General features: G+C 33.4%; 16 protein-coding genes and 1 pseudogene. All 17 read left to right on the forward strand.

The annotated features are described in order from the left end of the window. On the forward strand, window positions 1-961 hold a 961-nt coding region (locus tag BM097_RS14550), incomplete at its 5' end, for a polysaccharide biosynthesis protein (RefSeq protein WP_090551908.1). A gap of 176 nt (window positions 962-1,137) precedes the next feature. After that, window positions 1,138-2,346, forward strand: a complete 1,209-nt coding sequence (locus tag BM097_RS14555; protein WP_090551911.1) for a glycosyltransferase family 4 protein — start codon at window positions 1,138-1,140, stop codon at window positions 2,344-2,346. Further along, window positions 2,343-2,975: an acetyltransferase gene (locus tag BM097_RS14560; protein ID WP_090551915.1), complete on the forward strand. Its 633-nt coding sequence runs from the start codon at window positions 2,343-2,345 to the stop codon at window positions 2,973-2,975. The genes BM097_RS14555 and BM097_RS14560 overlap by 4 nt, the downstream gene beginning before the upstream one ends. A gap of 158 nt (window positions 2,976-3,133) precedes the next feature. Then, window positions 3,134-3,379, forward strand: coding sequence for a hypothetical protein (locus BM097_RS14565; RefSeq protein WP_090551918.1), 246 nt, complete (start codon window positions 3,134-3,136; stop codon window positions 3,377-3,379). Between the two features lie 116 nt (window positions 3,380-3,495). Then, window positions 3,496-5,433 carry a hypothetical protein gene (locus BM097_RS14570; protein ID WP_090551921.1) on the forward strand — a complete coding sequence of 646 codons (1,938 nt, stop codon included), beginning with the start codon at window positions 3,496-3,498 and terminating at the stop codon, window positions 5,431-5,433. Between the two features lie 162 nt (window positions 5,434-5,595). Continuing rightward, window positions 5,596-7,194, forward strand: coding sequence for an AAA family ATPase (locus tag BM097_RS14575; RefSeq protein ID WP_090551925.1), 1,599 nt, complete (start codon window positions 5,596-5,598; stop codon window positions 7,192-7,194). 200 nt (window positions 7,195-7,394) lie between these two features. Next, entirely contained in the window at window positions 7,395-9,587 is a 2,193-nt protein-coding gene (locus BM097_RS14580; protein ID WP_090551929.1) for a hypothetical protein, read from the forward strand. Window positions 9,588-9,683: 96 nt separating this feature from the next. Further along, window positions 9,684-12,017, forward strand: a complete 2,334-nt coding sequence (locus tag BM097_RS14585; protein ID WP_090551933.1) for a glycosyltransferase family protein — start codon at window positions 9,684-9,686, stop codon at window positions 12,015-12,017. A 21-nt stretch (window positions 12,018-12,038) separates the two neighbouring features. Further along, window positions 12,039-12,977 (forward strand): glycosyltransferase family 2 protein, encoded by a 939-nt coding sequence (locus BM097_RS14590; RefSeq protein WP_090551936.1) that lies wholly within the window; start codon window positions 12,039-12,041, stop codon window positions 12,975-12,977. Window positions 12,978-13,002: 25 nt separating this feature from the next. After that, complete coding sequence (locus BM097_RS14595; protein WP_090551940.1) at window positions 13,003-14,658, forward strand: DUF6020 family protein; 1,656 nt, start codon at window positions 13,003-13,005, stop codon at window positions 14,656-14,658. A gap of 54 nt (window positions 14,659-14,712) precedes the next feature. Next, window positions 14,713-15,036, forward strand: a complete 324-nt coding sequence (locus BM097_RS14600) for a hypothetical protein (RefSeq protein ID WP_090551943.1) — start codon at window positions 14,713-14,715, stop codon at window positions 15,034-15,036. Next, window positions 15,036-15,515 (forward strand): hypothetical protein, encoded by a 480-nt coding sequence (locus tag BM097_RS16565; RefSeq protein WP_090551947.1) that lies wholly within the window; start codon window positions 15,036-15,038, stop codon window positions 15,513-15,515. Before BM097_RS14600 ends, BM097_RS16565 begins: the two co-directional genes overlap by 1 nt. Window positions 15,516-15,769: 254 nt before the next feature. Then, the gene (locus BM097_RS14610) at window positions 15,770-16,384 is read left to right on the forward strand and encodes a NeuD/PglB/VioB family sugar acetyltransferase (RefSeq protein WP_255406681.1); all 615 of its coding nucleotides are present in this window, start codon (window positions 15,770-15,772) and stop codon (window positions 16,382-16,384) included. Between the two features lie 9 nt (window positions 16,385-16,393). Continuing rightward, a complete protein-coding gene (locus BM097_RS14615) occupies window positions 16,394-17,044 on the forward strand; it encodes a sugar transferase (protein WP_090551954.1) in 651 nt (216 codons plus the stop codon). A gap of 18 nt (window positions 17,045-17,062) precedes the next feature. Beyond that, window positions 17,063-17,566, forward strand: coding sequence for a hypothetical protein (locus tag BM097_RS14620; RefSeq protein ID WP_090551957.1), 504 nt, complete (start codon window positions 17,063-17,065; stop codon window positions 17,564-17,566). A 23-nt stretch (window positions 17,567-17,589) separates the two neighbouring features. Continuing rightward, window positions 17,590-17,955, forward strand: a complete 366-nt coding sequence (locus BM097_RS14625) for a hypothetical protein (protein ID WP_090551961.1) — start codon at window positions 17,590-17,592, stop codon at window positions 17,953-17,955. Between the two features lie 164 nt (window positions 17,956-18,119). Continuing rightward, window positions 18,120-18,307 (forward strand): annotated as a pseudogene (locus tag BM097_RS16570) (ISLre2 family transposase); the annotation flags it as partial.

The following is an 18,307-nucleotide window of genomic DNA, read 5'->3' on the forward strand; positions in this document are numbered from 1 at the left end:
TAAACATTTCTTAGATTCAGATTTAAAAGAAATCCGAATTTTCTCACGTGATGAGAAGAAGCAGGATGATATGAGACATCAGCTTCAGGCTGAGCATCCAGACCTTGCAGGTAAGGTTAAATTTTACATTGGCGATGTTCGTAACATGCGTTCAGTTCAGGATGCTATGCCAGGCGTAGATTTCATCTTCCACGCAGCAGCACTTAAGCAGGTGCCTTCATGCGAATTCTTCCCAATGGAAGCTGTTCGTACAAACGTAGAAGGTACAGACAATGTTCTTCACGCAGCAGTTGAGGCAGGCGTTCAGCGTGTTGTTTGTCTTTCAACAGACAAGGCTGCTTACCCTATCAATGCTATGGGTATTTCAAAGGCCATGATGGAAAAGGTTATCGGCGCAAATGCTCGTGTTGCAGCTGGTAAGACTACTATCTGTACTACACGTTACGGCAACGTTATGTGCTCACGTGGTTCAGTTATTCCTCTTTTCATCGACCAGATTAAAGCAGGCAACCCAATCACTATCACAGACCCTAACATGACTCGTTTCCTTATGAACCTTGACGAGGCAGTTGCTCTCGTTATGTTTGCTTTCGAGCACGGCGAGCCAGGTGATTTATTCGTTCAAAAGTCTGATGCCAGCACAATCGGTGACCTTGCAAAGGCTGTTCAGCAGCTCTTTGGTGACACAGGTACAAAGATTATTGGTACACGTCACGGTGAGAAATTATTCGAGACACTTATGACAAACGAAGAGTGCGTTCGTTCTGTAGATATGGGTAACTACTACCGTGTTCTTCCAGATGGACGTGACCTTAACTACGACAAGTTCTTTGTAGATGGCCAGGTTCATACTATGGCGGCAGATGCATACACATCACACAATACAAAGCGTCTTGATGTTCAGGGTACTGTTGATAAGATTATGACTACTGATTATGTTAGGGAGTTACTAATAAAATAATACAGTTAATTATTAGTTAGGAAGGTAGACTACTATTGACTATCCCAAAATGAATCTTCTACTACATAGGAGTAAATTATTCTAATGAAGTATGATTTAATATTATCAAATAAAGCGGATTATAATCATATTTATAGGAAAACATCACATATATTTTTTATGGAGACTGGAATTAAATGAATATATTGTTTATATCATTGTTAGATTTTTATTCAATTGAAGAACGTGGAATATATACAGATGTGTTGAGAAAATTAAGGGAAAAGAATAATTATATATATGCTATTTCACCTGTCGAGAAAAGAAATGGTGGAAAGACTAATATTATAGAAGAGCCGAATTGTAAAATATTAAAATTGCGTATCGGTAACATTCAGAAGACTAATATAATAGAGAAGGGAATATCAACCTTAACAATAGAATACCAATTAGTAAAAGCGATTAAAGAATATTATTCAGATATCAAGTTTGATTTGGTACTTTACCCTACGCCACCTATTACAATATGTGGAGCTGTTGAATATATAAAAAAAAGAGATAATGCTAGAACATATTTAATGTTGAAGGATATATTTCCTCAAAATACAGTTGATTTGGGCATGCTAAAAAAAAGTGGAATTAAAGGTCTGATATATAAATATTTTCGTACAAAAGAAAAAAAACTATATGGCATTTCAGATATAATTGGTTGTATGAGTGAGGCAAATAGAAAGTATATTCTTACCCACAATCCAAACCTGTCTACTAAGATGATAGAGGTATTCCCGAATTGTATAGAAATATTGGATAAAAGTGTATCAAATTATGATAGAGTATCAATTCGCAGAAAATATGGAATCCCCATCGATAAGACCGTATTTGTTTATGGTGGAAATCTTGGAAGACCTCAATGTGTTAGTTTTATTATAGAATGTTTAAAGTCTCAGAATTTGAATTCCAAGGCCTTCTTTTTGGTTATAGGTGATGGTACAGATTATCATCTATTAGATGAATATATACAAGAGGCTAATCCTACAAATATCAAGCTTATGAAAAGGCTTCCTAAACAAGATTATGACGCAATGGTAGGAGCATGTGATGTTGGCCTTATTTTTTTAGATTATAGGTTTACTATTCCCAATTTTCCAAGTAGATTGTTAAGTTATATGCAAGCCAAGATACCAGTTCTTGCTGTGACGGATATAAATACCGACGTGGGACATATTATTGAAGAAAATAGTTTTGGATGGTGGAGCCCAAGTAATGATTCAAATGCTTTTGCTGAAAAGATAAATGCGATTTTAGCTGCTGATATAAATGAATGGGGAGAGAATAGTTTTGTTGCTTTAAAAAAATTATATGATGTGAATAAATGGGTTGAAGTATTAGTTAGAGGTATATCATGAAAGACTTATATATAATTGGTGCAGGTGGTTTTGGTCGTGAAGTTGCTTGGCTTGTAGAAAGAATAAATGCTACCAATAATACATGGAATATAAAAGGATTTATAGACGACAATGAAAAGATATGGAATTCTATAATTGATGATTATCCTGTGCTTGGTGGAATATCTTATTTAGCTAATTGTGAAGATGCCTACGTTGTTTGCGCTGTAGGTAATGCAAAAATTAGAAAGAAGATAATTGAAAAGCTGAGTGGATTAGATATTCGTTTTGCAACACTTATAGATCCATCTGTAATTATGTCTAAACGTGTCAAAGTTGGTGAAGGCACAATTATATGTGCTGGGACGATTATAACAGTCGATGTTACTATAGGAAACCATGTTATTATCAACTTAGATTGTACATTAGGACATGATGATATAATAAATGATTATGTTACGATGTATCCTAGTGTTAATGTATCTGGATGTTGCAACATTGGTGAGTGTGTCGAATTAGGAACAGGAATGCAGATAATTCAAGGACTTAACGTAGTTAGTGATTCTATTGTAGGGGCAAGTGCGTGTGTAGTAAAGAATATTGATTATGCTGGTACTTATGTGGGAATGCCTACTAAAAAGATTAAGTAGTTTAAGATAATAATTAGGTAGAATAACAAAATGCAAAACACAATACTAGATTTTATGCAGCAAAACTATATTCGGAAGGAAAAATTGACGAAAGAAAACTTTTTTCTGTAGCTAATGCCAAAAGGCTACCACAAGGGTATGGATACATTGGCTTAGGTATGAAAGATAATAACCTGATTATTTTTGATTATGAATTAAGAAGGGGCGTTGGCGAAGTTATTTATGATATTCCGCTTGTTGATGTTGAAAAACTAAAAGTTGGAGCAGTCTTAGGAATATTTACATATCTTAAATTTACATATTGTGGAGGAAAGTTTAACATACAGAATTTCGTATTTTCGTTGGGGATTGAAGAGGCTATTAGAAATGCAAACAAAGCTGGGGATGAACAAAAGAGTGCATAGTTTTAGGCGTTGGTATTATGTATACTCAGCGCAGAAGATAAGCCTCTTGATTCGAGATCAAAAAAATTTTTAAGAAGATTATGTTTTCTGAATTGTATTTGTGAGGACAAAAATTTATGATTGAAAAAGAATCAATACCTAAATTGAATAAAGCTGCTAAAGAAACTTTTAAAGATAGTGGACATGATAGAAATTTTATTCATTTATTTAGACCTCATGATAACAACAAGTTGAATATTGTAGGTAGTTTTGAGGATTCAATAAGAAAAGAAAATCCAAACAGCTCCGAAGAAGATAAATCTGAGAATGTTGCAGTATTATATCCGGAATTTTCTGCTGAAAGTAAGAATTCTTTTGGGATGATAGCAACAATGGATTTTCCAGATTACAGGGATATTGCGCTTGGTATTGGTATAAAAAATGAGGATAATTTTTATCGTTCAAAAGAAGCCTTTCTCAAGGAACTAAAAAACGCTGATAAAATGTTCTGTATTGATAAAAATAGCGATGATAATACATGTCCGCCTGATTATACTTATACCTATGAGCAGTATAGAAAAGCTTTATATGCCAGATGTTTGCTAGCCAACATCTGGTGTTTTGGTATAGATTTTTATGATATAGATAAAGGACTGCTTAAAGAACTTAAAGAGTCTAAACAGGTGTATATCACTGACAAAACTAAGGATGTAACCAGAATCTATGGTCGCCCGTCAGATGACTTAATAGATAAATTTAGTACTGTTAAGTGCAAGATAGGATCATCAAAGCGATGTGTAGATTTTGCAGAAGTCTATACTGAAGAAAACAAAGATTTATTTACTTCAGATAACTATGCTTTGTATTCTGGGGTAATTCCTAGACTAAAACAAATCGCTTTTACACCACCATCAATAGGCAATAATAAAGTAAATAAGATGACAATGTCTCTTGGAAGAACTTCATATATGACCATCATGGGATTGCATTTTACCATTGAAGGAAGGTATATAGGTGAATTGTTAGAACATCCTTTTTTGGACACTGATGTTAAAGAAGGAGAACCATCTTTAGCAAGAATTAATAGAGATTTTGAGCAATGCGAAGTAAAGGCGCAGAATACACTGAAAAATGAATTAGAAAATGCTGTTAATTTTGATGAAGAGCTTGCGGCAATAAATAAGTATTTATCACTGTCATTAAATGTTCATAACATAAATATATCCGGGAATATAATAACTAACGATGGATACTGTATATATACAAAGAGAAATAATAAGATGACGGACTCCAATCAGTATTATTGTTCTGTTAATGGTGGTAGCGAAATTAATGATAAATCAGTTAAGTATTATCATAATTCTAATGAAGAAGATATTCCCACAATATCCTATGATATTACACCAGTATTTTTTGGAAGTGAAATGACAAGAGAGAGTATAGCTGAATTGGGGGATACGGATATTTCTCCATACTGGGATTATTATGGTATAACCTGTATGTCTCATTTTACAGAAGATTATAGCAAGGATTCTAATATATTATGGGCTCATTTTAATGTATTAGGTGAACGATATAGTCCATATTCGTTGGAACAGATTAACAAAATGCGTATGCATGCAAGTGAAAAATTTGAAAGTAAGTCAATGTATGGTTACTCATTAACAGAGTACGATAGTTGGTTTAAATGGCTTGAGTCAAATATATTAAGAAAGTTGCAATTAATACAGGATAATAGTGATATTATTGTTGCTATATTGATGGTGCGCCAGATAATATGGTATAAGCAACTTAACGATTCAGTTCCTAACACCATTATTACTATAGCTTTTGGTTTGTTCACAGGTGCTATTTCCTTAAACAAGGTAGTGACGATTATACAGAGTCGAAAAATTTATAAGGATATTATTGTCAAAACATATAAGAGATTGAGCGTTAAAACATATAAGAAAAACTACATGGATGTGTTTAATAAAGATTTTAACCAAAAGCTAAAAGCAGGGAAGGATATAGATGCTATTTTTTATGTTATTACTAATATGCATGTGTTAACGACGATGCGGAATAAAGGCTGATTGGAACGTAAGGCTTCAGTGCCAACAGACTTAATGAATTCAGCAAAAGGTCTTTTCGCATGAATCCCTTCCCATAGGAGACCTTTGATTTTAGTTGACTGTCTGCCACAGAACAGGAACAATGTATTTGGAACAGATAAACAAAATAAAGTAAGGATTTAGATGATGAAGAAAATAAATACTTCAATTTCTACGTTTAAAAACTTAATAGAATCAGATTATTTATACGTCGATAAAACAAAATACATTTATGAGATGATAAAAGAACCATTTGGACAGTTTTTCTTTTCTAGGCCCAGACGATTTGGAAAAAGTCTTACTGTGAGCACGCTTGAATCTGTTTTCTTGGGTGAAAAAGAGTTGTTTAAAGGCCTTTATATTTATAAAACCGATTATTTATGGCCTGTATATCCAATTATTCACATTGATTTCGGTAGGAGCGATAGTTCGACATGTGCGAATTTAGAGGAATGGATAAAACTTGAAATCAATGGTATAGCACGGAAATACGATGTTGAAATTCAAGGCTCTAGCCCTGCAATACTCTTTGGAGAGCTAATTAAGGCACTTTATAACAAGTATGAAGTAGGTGTGGTAATACTTGTTGACGAATATGACCGTCCTATAACTAATAATCTTGAAGACGGTAAAGGTGTTAAACAAATAAGCAGAACAATGGAGGCCTTCTATCAGATAATTAAAGGCTATGAATCAATGGAACGATTTGTTTTTATCACAGGTATTACTAGGCTTAGCCAGGTTTCTATTTTCAGCAAACTTAATAATCTGATAGATATTAGTAGAAGTGATAAATTTTCTGTAGCTGTTGGATATACAAATGCTGAACTTCAAAATTATTTTGGAGAGCATATTTGCCGGGCGTCAGAAAAGAACGTTTGTTCAAATAAGGAAATGATTGACAAATTGGCGTTATGGTACGATGGATTTAAGTTTTCTTTTAATGGAGAAAAGGTTTATAACCCAGTATCAGTTGGTCGATTTTTCTCAGATAATTATGAATTTAGAAATTACTGGTATGCTACAGCGACACCTGTGATTTTAGTAAATTTTGCTAAGAAACAAAAAATCTCTGTTGAAAGTATAAATGATGCTGTGGTGACGGATATCTCTTTTAATTCATTTGATATAATGTCGCTTTGTGAAAATGATGTTGATTCACAGACTGTAACCCAGCTACTACTACAGACTGGTTACCTAACCATTGGTGATAGAGATGAGAAGAACAATATTTTGGCATATAGATTAAAGTATCCAAACAAAGAAGTTCAACTGTCTTTTGAGACGGATTTGGCAACGGTTTATATAGGTAAATCAATCTCAGAAATTAATACTTTTGCGTCGGCACTACAAAAGTCTGCTTATGTAGGAGATGTTGAAGATATGATTAATATTCTTAAGTCTGTTTTTGCTAGTGTGCCTTATGGAATTCAGGTGCGAAATGAGAAATACTATCAATCAATTTTATATTTGACATTTAAGATGTGTGGTATGGATATTTCTGCTGAATCCATGACAAATATAGGTAGGGTGGATGCGACATTGGAGGCAGGCGATAATATATATGTTATTGAATGTAAGATTGATAAAACAGCGCAGGAAGCCATGAATCAGATAAAAGAAAAGCGATATCCTGAACAGTACTTAATAAAAAAGAAAAACGGTCATAAAATAATAAGTATCGGTATGAATTTTTCCTCTAGCGAAAAGAATGTAGATGATTATATTGTTCAGAATAATTGATAGTATTTAGTTCCTGCATGACATGTCAAAGATGCATTTTATTATTAGCGACTCATATTTTGTCGGCACTTAGGGAGTTAAGTATGCTGTTGCTTTGGAAAGGGATTCTGAGATTTATCCTGAAGTCAAGGTTGTAGTATGCGCGTATCTTTTGACAGTTATACTAGACTAATATTTACATGAGGAGAATGTTATCGAAAATGAAAAATAATAAAATTATTATTGCGGCAATAGTCTTTATTGAGATGTTTGCCGTATCACTGATATGGGGACATTACTATACACATGAATTTAATGCCATTGAAACTGAGGGATTGAATCTTTATTCAGATTCAAATGATGAAATTAATAATATCAATTCTAAGGCCATATTATTAGAAAAAGGTGTATATATAGTAAATTTAGATTACAATTCTAATTCATATGATGCAACGTCTACAATGGCTGCAATAGATGGTTCTAAGTCAGATATAATCGTAGAACGAAATTCATTGCTACCTTTTCAGCAGCATATCAGTTATCGGGTATATATACAAAATGGTGGAACATTTTTCCTAAACAATGAAACTAGTGTTAATGCGGAATTAGAAGTTGTGAATGCTGGTTTAGATTACAGCAAGACACTAAGTGGATTCTATTTTGCAGGCAAAATGTTGTTACTTCTTTTGTTACTTGATGTGTGCATGGTATTATTTGTTTACTATAAAAATGGACAGATTAAGAAAGAACATTTAATCTTAGTTTCTTTCATAATTCTAACAAGTTTACCATTGACAGTGCCATATGTTCTTCATGGACATGATGTACGTTTTCATATGTTTAGAATAGCAGGCCTGGCAGAAGGAATACGTAATGGTGATTTTCCAGTTCGATTACAACCAAATTGGTTAAATGGATACGGAGCTGCAACAGGAGTCACATATCCAGACTTATTGCTATATCCATTTGCGTTTTTGTACTTGATAGGAATGCCTTTATATAGTTCCTACAAATGCTACCTATTATTTATAAATATATCTACGATTTGTGTATCTTATTATGCATTCTTAAAAATTGGGAAAAAAGAGACGCTAGCCTTAGTATGCTCTTTTATGTATAGTTTTTCTATGTGGCGATTAATAGATTTATATACTCGTGCTGCCTTAGGGGAATATACAGCATTGATGTTCCTGCCATTGATTGTGTTGGGATTATATGAAATATATTATACCGAAAAAAGTATTAGTTACGCATTTATTATAGGAGTAACTGGAATCATAACAAGTCATCCGTTAACAGTATTATTGGTGGCAGAGGCAATAATTTTGTTTTTGATTCTACAATATAAAAAGACATTGTTCATAAGTAACATCTGCAAGATGTTAAAAAATGGTGTAATCTTAGTACTTTTAAATGCTGGCATTTTACTGCCACTTATAGATTATTATTTGAATGAGGGGATAGGAGCAGGTTCAGTAAGTACAGAGGCTAGTATTCAGAAACATGGAATATATTTTTCCCAATTGTTTACCCATGATTATTTAATCGAAGGAAATTCTGTTATTGGAGGAATTGCTCAAGAGATGCCGCTAACAATGGGTATTGCGTGCATAGTGGTTATATTTGTAGCTGTAATTATTATTTTGACAAGAAAAGATCTGAAGAATCCTATATTGATTCGACAGCTTATATTTATAGACTTGATTGTTACATATATGTCTACTGCTTATTTCCCATATGAATGGTTGCTAAAAAATAGTCCGGTTATATACAAGATAATTGCTGCTATTCAATTCCCATGGCGGTATTTAAATTTGGCTACTATAATTACAGTAGTCTTGTTTTATTTACTTGCCGTGGAATTTGAGTCAAATATACACTACAAGAATGTATTATATAGCATTGTAGTTGGTATTACGCTATTTCAGGGAATAGATTATTATTCACAGGAACTTAACGAGCAGACAAGATATTATAGCTATCTAACAGATGCTAATATGGATACTTTTGGGGATGTGGACAATTTTGCTCTAGCTGGAGTAGATACAGAGCTAATGCAGGATTCATCTATAAAATTATCTGATGATGATATTGAAGCAGAAATATTAGATAAAAGAGGAACTAATTATACCATTGACCTTAATAACAAAACGGATAATGATCAATACATTGATTTACCAGTTGCTGGGTATCGCTACTACAAAACGAATGATGATAAATTGACCCTAAAGCAAGGCGATAACAGATGTCTAAGAGTCATGATACCGGCAGAATATGATGGTGTATTTGCTGTAAAATATACTGAACCTGTTTTGTGGCGAGTAGCTGAAATAATATCGTTGTTTACAGTGATATGCTTATTTATATTAGGGATTATGCAGAGAAGATTGTTAAGGGAGCGGAAGTTGTGTTAGCTTGTAGTTGGCTTATACACGTCATATTTTAATTCAAATAATAATAGGCTTGTGCTATACTAGGTGAGCATAGAATATTTTAAGGATGAATGTAATATGAGAATAAATAATATCAAACGCAAAAAGCTAGTCATAGCATTTTGCGTAGTTTTCGTGGCTTCTTTTATTGCTCTTTTCTTAAGGAAGCCTATTGAGATAGACCTTTTAGGTGACACGCCTGAGTTTAATACAGAATCTCCTGTATATGATTATGTAGGCTATTCAGATGGTTCAATTGATTATAATGCTGTATGGTCGGAGAATATATCTATTGATTTTAGTAATTCTGTCAATGCAGCATATCTAAGTATCAAGAATATACCGTTTGGAATGTATTATCTATATATAGATTATGATACTGAATATGATGTAGCTACTGATAATAACCCAATCACATATTTATCACTTTCGGGGCGAAATAAAGATAAATTTGAGATGGAAGATGTTAAACTCTATGATTATAAGAAATGGGTTGAGACACCTCTATGGGTTAAATCTGTGCAGGGCTCGGACGAAATGAATCTTAATTTTAGTTTTACTGGTTATGGTAAAACACAGATACATTCGCTGATTCTAAAAGAGTCCAAATTGTGGAAATTAGGTTTTCTACTAACAGAGCTAATTGTGTTTTCCGTGATTAGCGTATTGTATTATAAGCTAAAGGAAAAATCTCCTGAGGACAGAATTTGGATTGTTGGCATTATAGCATTTGCTATATTTGTGTCACTTCCAGCATTTATTGGAAACTCCTTGGTATATTATGTGGAGTGGCAGGATTATGAGTTTCATGCTAACCGTATTGCATCTATTGCAAATGAGTTACGGTATGGAAATTTTCCAGCATTATATCAGTCTGATGCATTGAATGGCTATGGATATGTTTCGTTATTGATGTACGGTAATATATTTTTATATATTCCAGCAGTTTTGCATTTGTTGGGATATACCATATCTGCATGTTACAATATATATGTATTGCTGATTAATCTGGTAACAATAACAATATCAATGTTCAGCTTTAAGGCTATTTTTAAAGAACGAAAGTATGCATTACTAGGAACAGTTCTATATATGTTGGCTGCTTATCGCTTGTGTAATGTTTATGTAAGGTCTGCGGTAGGAGAGTATACAGCAATGGCATTTTTGCCATTAATAATTGCAGGGATTTATAGGCTGTATTTTGAGATAGAAAAGCCAAAATTCAGAGACTGTATACCATTGATTTTGGGCGTGTCTGGTATTATAGAAAGCCATGTACTTACGGTAGAAATGCTGGCCTGGTTCATATTTGCATTTGCCATTATTTATATCAAAAGAACAATTAAGATTATTTTGGTATTAATAGAATCTATAATATCAGTTCTATTATTAAACTGTTTTTTCATTGTCCCTTTCTTAGATACATTTAAACAGGGACTTAGTGTAAATGCAGATAATATATCTGCTAATCTTCAAAGTAGTGGGATAAGTATAGGACAACTATTTAATCTATTTATGACAGACAGTGGGGTTAATATTGACTATGGAACAAGAAGCGAAATGCCATTGACACTTGGATTTTCATTAGTTTTAGGTCTATTGCTGTTTGCGGTGGTTTGTTGTTATAAAAACACATGGGATATGTCAGTGGAAGAAAAACAACATTGGAGTGTTATTAGAACTGTATGCATATTCGCCGTTTTGACACTTTGGCTCTCGACAAGTTACTTTCCATGGAAGGATTTGGCTTACAAGCAGAATTCTTTACTAATCTTACTGACTTCGGTACAGTTTGTGTGGAGATATCTAGCACTTGCTACAATCTTTATTACAATAGTAACTGTATATTCTGTCCAAATCATCGAAAAGAGGGAAATAAGATTATTCTCTTTAAATCCGGTTGGAAATAGAATCTCTGTAGTGCTTGGCGCATTAGCTATTATAATAGCAGGACATTTCTTTACAGGGTTTATGAATAATGCTGTTGGTGAGAAGAATTTAGATATAAGCTCTAATATTTGGACTGATGCCCTTTATTTGCCAGCAGGTATGGATAGTACAATATTATATGATACTAGTGTAAAAATAGACCCGCAAAATTCTGTGAGCATTATGCTGCATGATACAGATAGAAAGAACAATAAGATTTATAATGTCAATAAAGTCAAGGAGAATTGTACAGTATCTTTCCCTGTAGCGTATTATGATTATTTGGAAGTACATGATTTGAATACAGGCGAGGTATTTAACACTATAAGTGGTTATAATCAAAGACTATCAGTTACACTAGATAAAGGTTATAATGGGAAATTAGTTATTACCTATCGGGTTAGAAAACTGTGGAAACTAGCTTATTTAGTTAGTGGAGTGTCATTGATTTTATTCGGAGCGTATTGCTTGAAAAAAAGATAGAAAGAGAAGGAGCAGGAGATATTGGATAAAATAGCGATATTAATACCATGCTATAACGAGGCATTAACTATTGGAAAGGTAGTGTCTGATTTTAAAAAAGTATTGCCAGAGGCTGTTATATATGTATATGACAATAATTCTGTTGATGGAACAGATGAGGTAGCAAGAGCAGCAGGAGCAGTAGTTAGATACGAGCATCAGCAAGGAAAAGGAAACGTTGTAAGAAGGATGTTTTCTGAAATTGATGCTCAGTGTTATCTTATGGTAGATGGAGATGATACATATCCAGCAGAATCGGCGCCTCAAATGGTCAAAAAAATATTGGAAGATAGAGCTGATATGATTGTAGGCGATAGACTATCTTCAACCTATTTTGAGGAGAACAAAAGACCTTTTCACAATTTTGGAAACTCACTTGTGCGTTGGAGTATTAATAAACTATTTAAGAATGACATCAAAGATATTATGACGGGGTATAGAGCGTTCTCGTATAGATTTGTTAAGACATTCCCTGTTCTCTCCAAAGGATTTGAAATTGAAACAGAGATGAGTATACATGCTGTAGATAAGAATATGTATGTAGAAAATGTAATCATTGAATATCGTGATAGACCAGAAGGAAGTGATTCGAAGCTTGATACCTATGGTGATGGAATGAAGGTCCTGAAAACGATTTTCAGACTATTTAGATTTTATAGACCTAATATCTTTTTTGGAACAACTGCAGCCGTATTGTTTGTATTATCGATTATTTTTTTAGTGCCAGTTTTGGTTACATATGCAGAAACAGGATTGGTACCTCAATTTCCAACACTTATTGTCTGTGGTTTTGTTATGATAGCTTCGATTCATTCGCTTTTTACAGGCTTGGTGCTTAAAACAATTTATCAGAAGAATCGGCAGGATTTTGAAATGGATTTGTACAGAGTTACCGATGAGTATTTGAAGAAACTTAAATAGGATTATAGAAATAAGGAAAGATTAAATGGATTTATTTAGTATAAAGAATAATAGATTGATAAGAATGGCGGCTATAAGTGGTTTGTTTTATGCTTTAGTTCTTATTTTAGGTAGACAAATATATTTGTACAATGGTTTTGAACGAGCATTTTCGACTCCTTCAGCGACTATAGTTACTATTTTACTGATTATACTTATAGCAACAGTTACTACAGCAGCACTATATTTTTTCTTTAAATGGTTTTTAATTATAACCTCAGAGGATGCAGATTTTCAAAAAAAAGTAATTACTGGAACTATAAAGGGTTCACATATTAAAGCATGGGCGATAACATGGCTTGTATTATTTGTGTGTTGGCTGCCTTGCTACCTTGCTTATTACCCAGGTGTGCTTTCATACGATATGCCAGAACAAGTAAATATTATTGCTGGGATATTCCCTGCCACTACTCATCAGCCGCCTATACATACTATGCTCTTTAGCTGGTGCATGTCATTAGGAAAGTTGACAGGTATAGAACCAATTGTAATTTATACAGTTCCTCAAATAATCATAGTTGCAGCGGTATTCGCATATATGATTCAGTTTATAGTTAAACATTTGCTTAGGAAAAAATGGGAAGTAATTCTTCTCTATCTTTTCTTTACAATTAATCCAGTAATGCCGATGATGGCGATGGAACCTACAAAAGATGTTTATTTTACATGCTTTTTTATAGGAATGACCATTTTTATCTATAAGCTTGTTATTGATTCGACAAAGCTAAAACTATATGAGTATGTTGTGTTTTCTATAAACCTACTATTTGCAATGTTATTTAGAAATAATACTTTATATGTTATGGTTTTAGTAGTTTTTATCATTATTATACTTGCTAAGATAAGTAAGAAAATAAAGCTGTATTTAACTGTATCAACATTAATTGCGTTGATTGTTTTCAAATTTATTACTGGACCAATTTATGAAAAATATGATATTAAAGTTCTCGATGATAAAGTAGAAATGTCAGCAGTGCCCGTTCAACAGCTTGCTCTTGTGATATTAGAAGATGGGCAGAACTTTACAGCAGAGGATTGGATTGGAATTACAGAGTTTATATATGATGTCCCACTTTTAAAGGAACAATATAATCCTAGACTTTATGATCCTGCAAAGGATGCACTATACAAAACAAATTTACAGGAAAATTATGGAAAGTTTTTGAAGCTATGGGCGAAATACTTAAAAAAATATCCTGAGAAATATGTTAGAGCTTTCTTGAATTTGAATATACCATTTTGGTATCCATTAGCTAGTACTGTTGATTCATTTTCGGATAGATTTTATATAGAAACTGACATAGGATTATGTGCATATCAGTTCGAAAGGGATTCCAAAATACCATTTCTTATGGATTTCTATGAAAAGATAGGGGACTTTTCAGCCTTGGATAAACCAATAATTCGAGTGTTGTTTGGAATCAATACGCCAATATGGGTTATGTTGATTGGTATTTTGTTATTATTGGTAAAAAAAGATTATAAGAAGATAATAGTGTTTATGCCTGCGTTGCTACTGTGGGCAACCTACTTATTGGGGCCAGTTAGCTATTTTAGATATGTTTATCCTAATTTTGTTCTGTACGCGCTATTTATTGCAATAGTATTACACAAGGATGTTGAAGAGAATGGGGATATTTAGCTGACAGGTGAGTATGCGAATCTTGTTATAATAAGTTAAAAGGAGTTATGAAAAATGGGAGTATTATTGCGCGGGATTGTTAATGTCTATAGAATGGTCGTAGTTTTATTTGCTACGGCCATTTTTTCAATAATATCTATTATGGGGATGATTTCCACATGCTACATAACAAGTGAAGCGTATGAAGTGACATTCTTTTGTAAGGATAATGTTGTTATTAATGTAGTTTTTCTCATTGTCTGTGTATCTATTCTACTTGCATTGAATGAACGAGGTATTTTTAATATTATTGAGGAAAAGCTAAATGATGATAAAATATTTAAAAAGGCAAAGCTATTCTTTTTATCTATAATTTTGTGTTTGGGGATTACAATGTAATGGGATTCCAGTTTCTTAACTGTTTTGGGCTGGCCTTGTTGTACCAAAAGCTGGTGGATATTATGGACAAGTTACGTATCTCTAGAATGGTTCAGATTATCACTTTGTTCTTAGGAGTACTGTTCATTCCGATGATTATGTACACATCTTTTGTCTATGGAACAATATGGAGTGTGGCTCTCGCATTGTGGGCATTTGTTGCAATGGGATTACAGGATGAAAAGCATGTCCCAGGTTGGTCTAATGGATACAACTACACTACCTATGAGGAAAGCAACTGCATAACAGCAGTGCAAGAAGAACGTGCTAAGGCGGATATAGCTTTATTAACTGGGTATGATGTTAATATAGGTATAGGAACAGTTATTATGGCTAATGCTGTTGTATCTGCTGGGACTAATATTGGAAAAGGATGTATAATAAATACATCGGCAAATAGAGGATGTAGATATTGTAGCTTATTCAGATTTAGATTTTGACAATATCAATAGTTTATTGGAATCATACAAAAACAATAGCCAGAAAAATGTATATGTTCAATATAAAGATAAAAAAATTAATGTCGAAAAGTTTAGCGCATTTGAATATATTTAAGATAAAAGAATTATAGTCAGTTTTAGTTTAATTGGTAGGACATTTATGGGAGTAAATTAGCAATTAGATCATTGAAGAAGTTTTATAATGTAACAAAATGGATTGAAAGAACACAGAGGTATAGAAAGACTTATATATAATTGGTGCAGGTGGCTTTGGTAAAGAAGTTGCTTGGCTCACAGAAAGAATAAATGCGGCCAATACTACATGGAATATAAAAGGATTTATAGATGACAATGAAAAGATATGGAATTCTGTAATAGATGATTACCCTGTTCTAGGTGGGATATCTTACTTAGCTAATTGCACAGATGCTTATGTCGTTTGCGCCGTAGGTAATGCAAAAATTAGAAAGAAGATAATAGAAAAGATAAGTGGTTTTGATATTCATTTTGCAACACTTATAGATCCATCTGTAGTTATGTCTAAACGTGTCAAAGTTGGTGAAGGTACAATTATATGTGCTGGGACGATTATAACAGTCGATGTTACTATAGGAAATCATGTTATTATCAACTTAGATTGTACATTAGGACATGATGATATAATAAATGATTATGTTACGATGTATCCTAGTGTTAATGTATCTGGATGCTGTAACATTGGTGAATGCGTTGAATTTGGCACAGGAATGCAGATAATCCAGGGACTTAACGTAGTTAGTGATTTTATTGTAGGGGCAAGTGCGTGTGTAGTAAAAAATATTGATAGTCCAGGAGTTTATGTCGGAACACCAGCAAAAAAAATAAAGTAAGGTATTCAAATGTATTCGAAATTTATTAAAAGATTAATTGATTTTACATTATCTTTAATGGGGATAGTAATTCTGTCCCCATTACTTTTAGTATTAATGATATTAGGTTTTATTTTTATGGGTGGTAATCCATTCTTCACTCAGGAGCGCCCAGGTTTAAACGGCAAAGTATTTAAGCTAGTGAAATTTAGAACAATGGATAATCGTCGTGATGTAAATGGACAGTTGCTTCCGGACGAGATTCGACTTAATAAATATGGCAGATTCCTACGTGCATCATCTTTAGATGAGCTACCAGAGCTATTTAATATTTTGGTAGGTGATATGGCTATTATAGGCCCTCGACCTCTTCTAGTTCGTTATCTGCCTCGTTACAACGAAGAGCAGAAACATCGTCATGACGTACGACCAGGCCTCACTGGCTACGCCCAAGCTCATGGACGCAACTCTGTTAGCTGGGAAGACAAATTTGCAATGGATGTATGGTATACTAAAAATGTATCATTTGCGCTGGATTGCCAGATTATAGTAGACACAGTTAAGGCAGTTTTAAAGCGAGACGGCATTAACTCTGAAACATCAGCTACAATGGAGGAGTTCATGGGCACACCTGAGGGTGTAAAGAGCAAGTGGGTGGCACCTGAGAGGAAAAGAAAATAATTACTGGAGAATAACAACATGCAAAACACAATACTAGATTTTATACAACATAATTCCGGTCTTATTAGTGTACTAATCATTACTTTTATCGGTTTTATTATACAAAGGCATAAAGCGGCTAAAAACACGTTTGCACTGTACAATCTTGAAATACTTGAGGGTGAATCAGATAATGCTATTAATGCAGGCTTTTATACTAGCGAGAGTAAAGCCAAGAATGAGGCAGACAAAATTATCGAAGAAGTTTCACAAAATGCATCAGTGCAAAATAATTACAAGTACAATGTTAGCAAAGTTCCTGTAAACAACTGGGATGGCAAGGTTGGAAATGAAGTATATGAAATCGTAGGATTCGATGGTGAAGCTACAGATATGAGAAATCCTGTAGGATATTATTATTTCACAAAGAGTACCAAGGTGAAGGAACTTTGTGCACATTTAAATTCTGTAAAGCCAAAAGAGAATTGGTCTTACAATGTTTATGAGCTGAATAAGAATTATTACAGCAAAATTGCTGAATAAAAAATACAACAAGGGAGAACAAAATGAATATTAAAGAAGTTGCAGCAAAACTATACTCGGATGGGAAAATTGACGAAAGAAAGCTTTTTTCAGTGGCAAATGCAAAAAGACTTCCACAAGGATACGGATACATTGGCTTAGGGTTAAAAGGTGATAATCTAGTTATCTTTGATTACCAATTTAAAACAGGCGTTGGCGAAGTAATCTACGATATACCAATTGCCGATGTGGAAAAATTAAAGGTTGGAGCGTTCTTAGGAATATTTACATATCTTAAATTCACATATTGTGGTGGAAAATTTAATATACAAAATTTCGCATTTTCACTAGGTATTGAAGCAGCTATCCGAGAAGCACATAAGGCAAAGGAAGAAAAAAAGACTGCTTAGGATACTAGTGACAGGAATTGAATGTGGTATTGTAAAGAATTAGCGAAAGCTAGAATAGAGTAAAGATTTTGTCAGTTGAATAAAGAAAAATAAAAATGAGAGTAACAACCTTTTGTTATAATAGTTTCACCACAAAACAAAAAACGAAAGGAGCTGTTACTCTCATGTCAATTGTAACACTATTAAACACTCTCGTAGAAGAGTTAAATTCAGCAGAGGAGAACTTTTTTAGTAATCCCAAGGATTTTTATTCCTTGGAGACTTCAGTAAAGACATCAACTGAATCTTTTGCAGCTTCATTTCTTGGCTTACTCTTAAGTGAGATAAATTCCAAAATTGAAAATGATGGCTG

Source organism: Pseudobutyrivibrio sp. OR37, from assembly GCF_900113655.1.
Taxonomy (GTDB): Bacteria; Bacillota; Clostridia; order Lachnospirales; family Lachnospiraceae; genus Pseudobutyrivibrio.

Excerpts from the sequence above, each read along its gene's own strand:
- BM097_RS14595 (WP_090551940.1), top strand. The coding sequence starts at position 13,003 with ATGGATTTATTTAGTATAAAGAATAATAGATTGATAAGAATGGCGGCT.
- BM097_RS14585 (WP_090551933.1), top strand. The coding sequence starts at position 9,684 with ATGAGAATAAATAATATCAAACGCAAAAAGCTAGTCATAGCATTTTGC.
- BM097_RS14600 (WP_090551943.1), top strand. The coding sequence starts at position 14,713 with ATGGGAGTATTATTGCGCGGGATTGTTAATGTCTATAGAATGGTCGTA.
- BM097_RS14565 (WP_090551918.1), top strand. The coding sequence starts at position 3,134 with ATGAAAGATAATAACCTGATTATTTTTGATTATGAATTAAGAAGGGGC.
- BM097_RS14560 (WP_090551915.1), top strand. The coding sequence starts at position 2,343 with ATGAAAGACTTATATATAATTGGTGCAGGTGGTTTTGGTCGTGAAGTT.
- BM097_RS14625 (WP_090551961.1), top strand. The coding sequence starts at position 17,590 with ATGAATATTAAAGAAGTTGCAGCAAAACTATACTCGGATGGGAAAATT.
- BM097_RS14575 (WP_090551925.1), top strand. The coding sequence starts at position 5,596 with ATGATGAAGAAAATAAATACTTCAATTTCTACGTTTAAAAACTTAATA.
- BM097_RS14555 (WP_090551911.1), top strand. The coding sequence starts at position 1,138 with ATGAATATATTGTTTATATCATTGTTAGATTTTTATTCAATTGAAGAA.
- BM097_RS14570 (WP_090551921.1), top strand. The coding sequence starts at position 3,496 with ATGATTGAAAAAGAATCAATACCTAAATTGAATAAAGCTGCTAAAGAA.
- BM097_RS14620 (WP_090551957.1), top strand. The coding sequence starts at position 17,063 with ATGCAAAACACAATACTAGATTTTATACAACATAATTCCGGTCTTATT.
- BM097_RS14580 (WP_090551929.1), top strand. The coding sequence starts at position 7,395 with ATGAAAAATAATAAAATTATTATTGCGGCAATAGTCTTTATTGAGATG.
- BM097_RS14615 (WP_090551954.1), top strand. The coding sequence starts at position 16,394 with ATGTATTCGAAATTTATTAAAAGATTAATTGATTTTACATTATCTTTA.
- BM097_RS16565 (WP_090551947.1), top strand. The coding sequence starts at position 15,036 with ATGGGATTCCAGTTTCTTAACTGTTTTGGGCTGGCCTTGTTGTACCAA.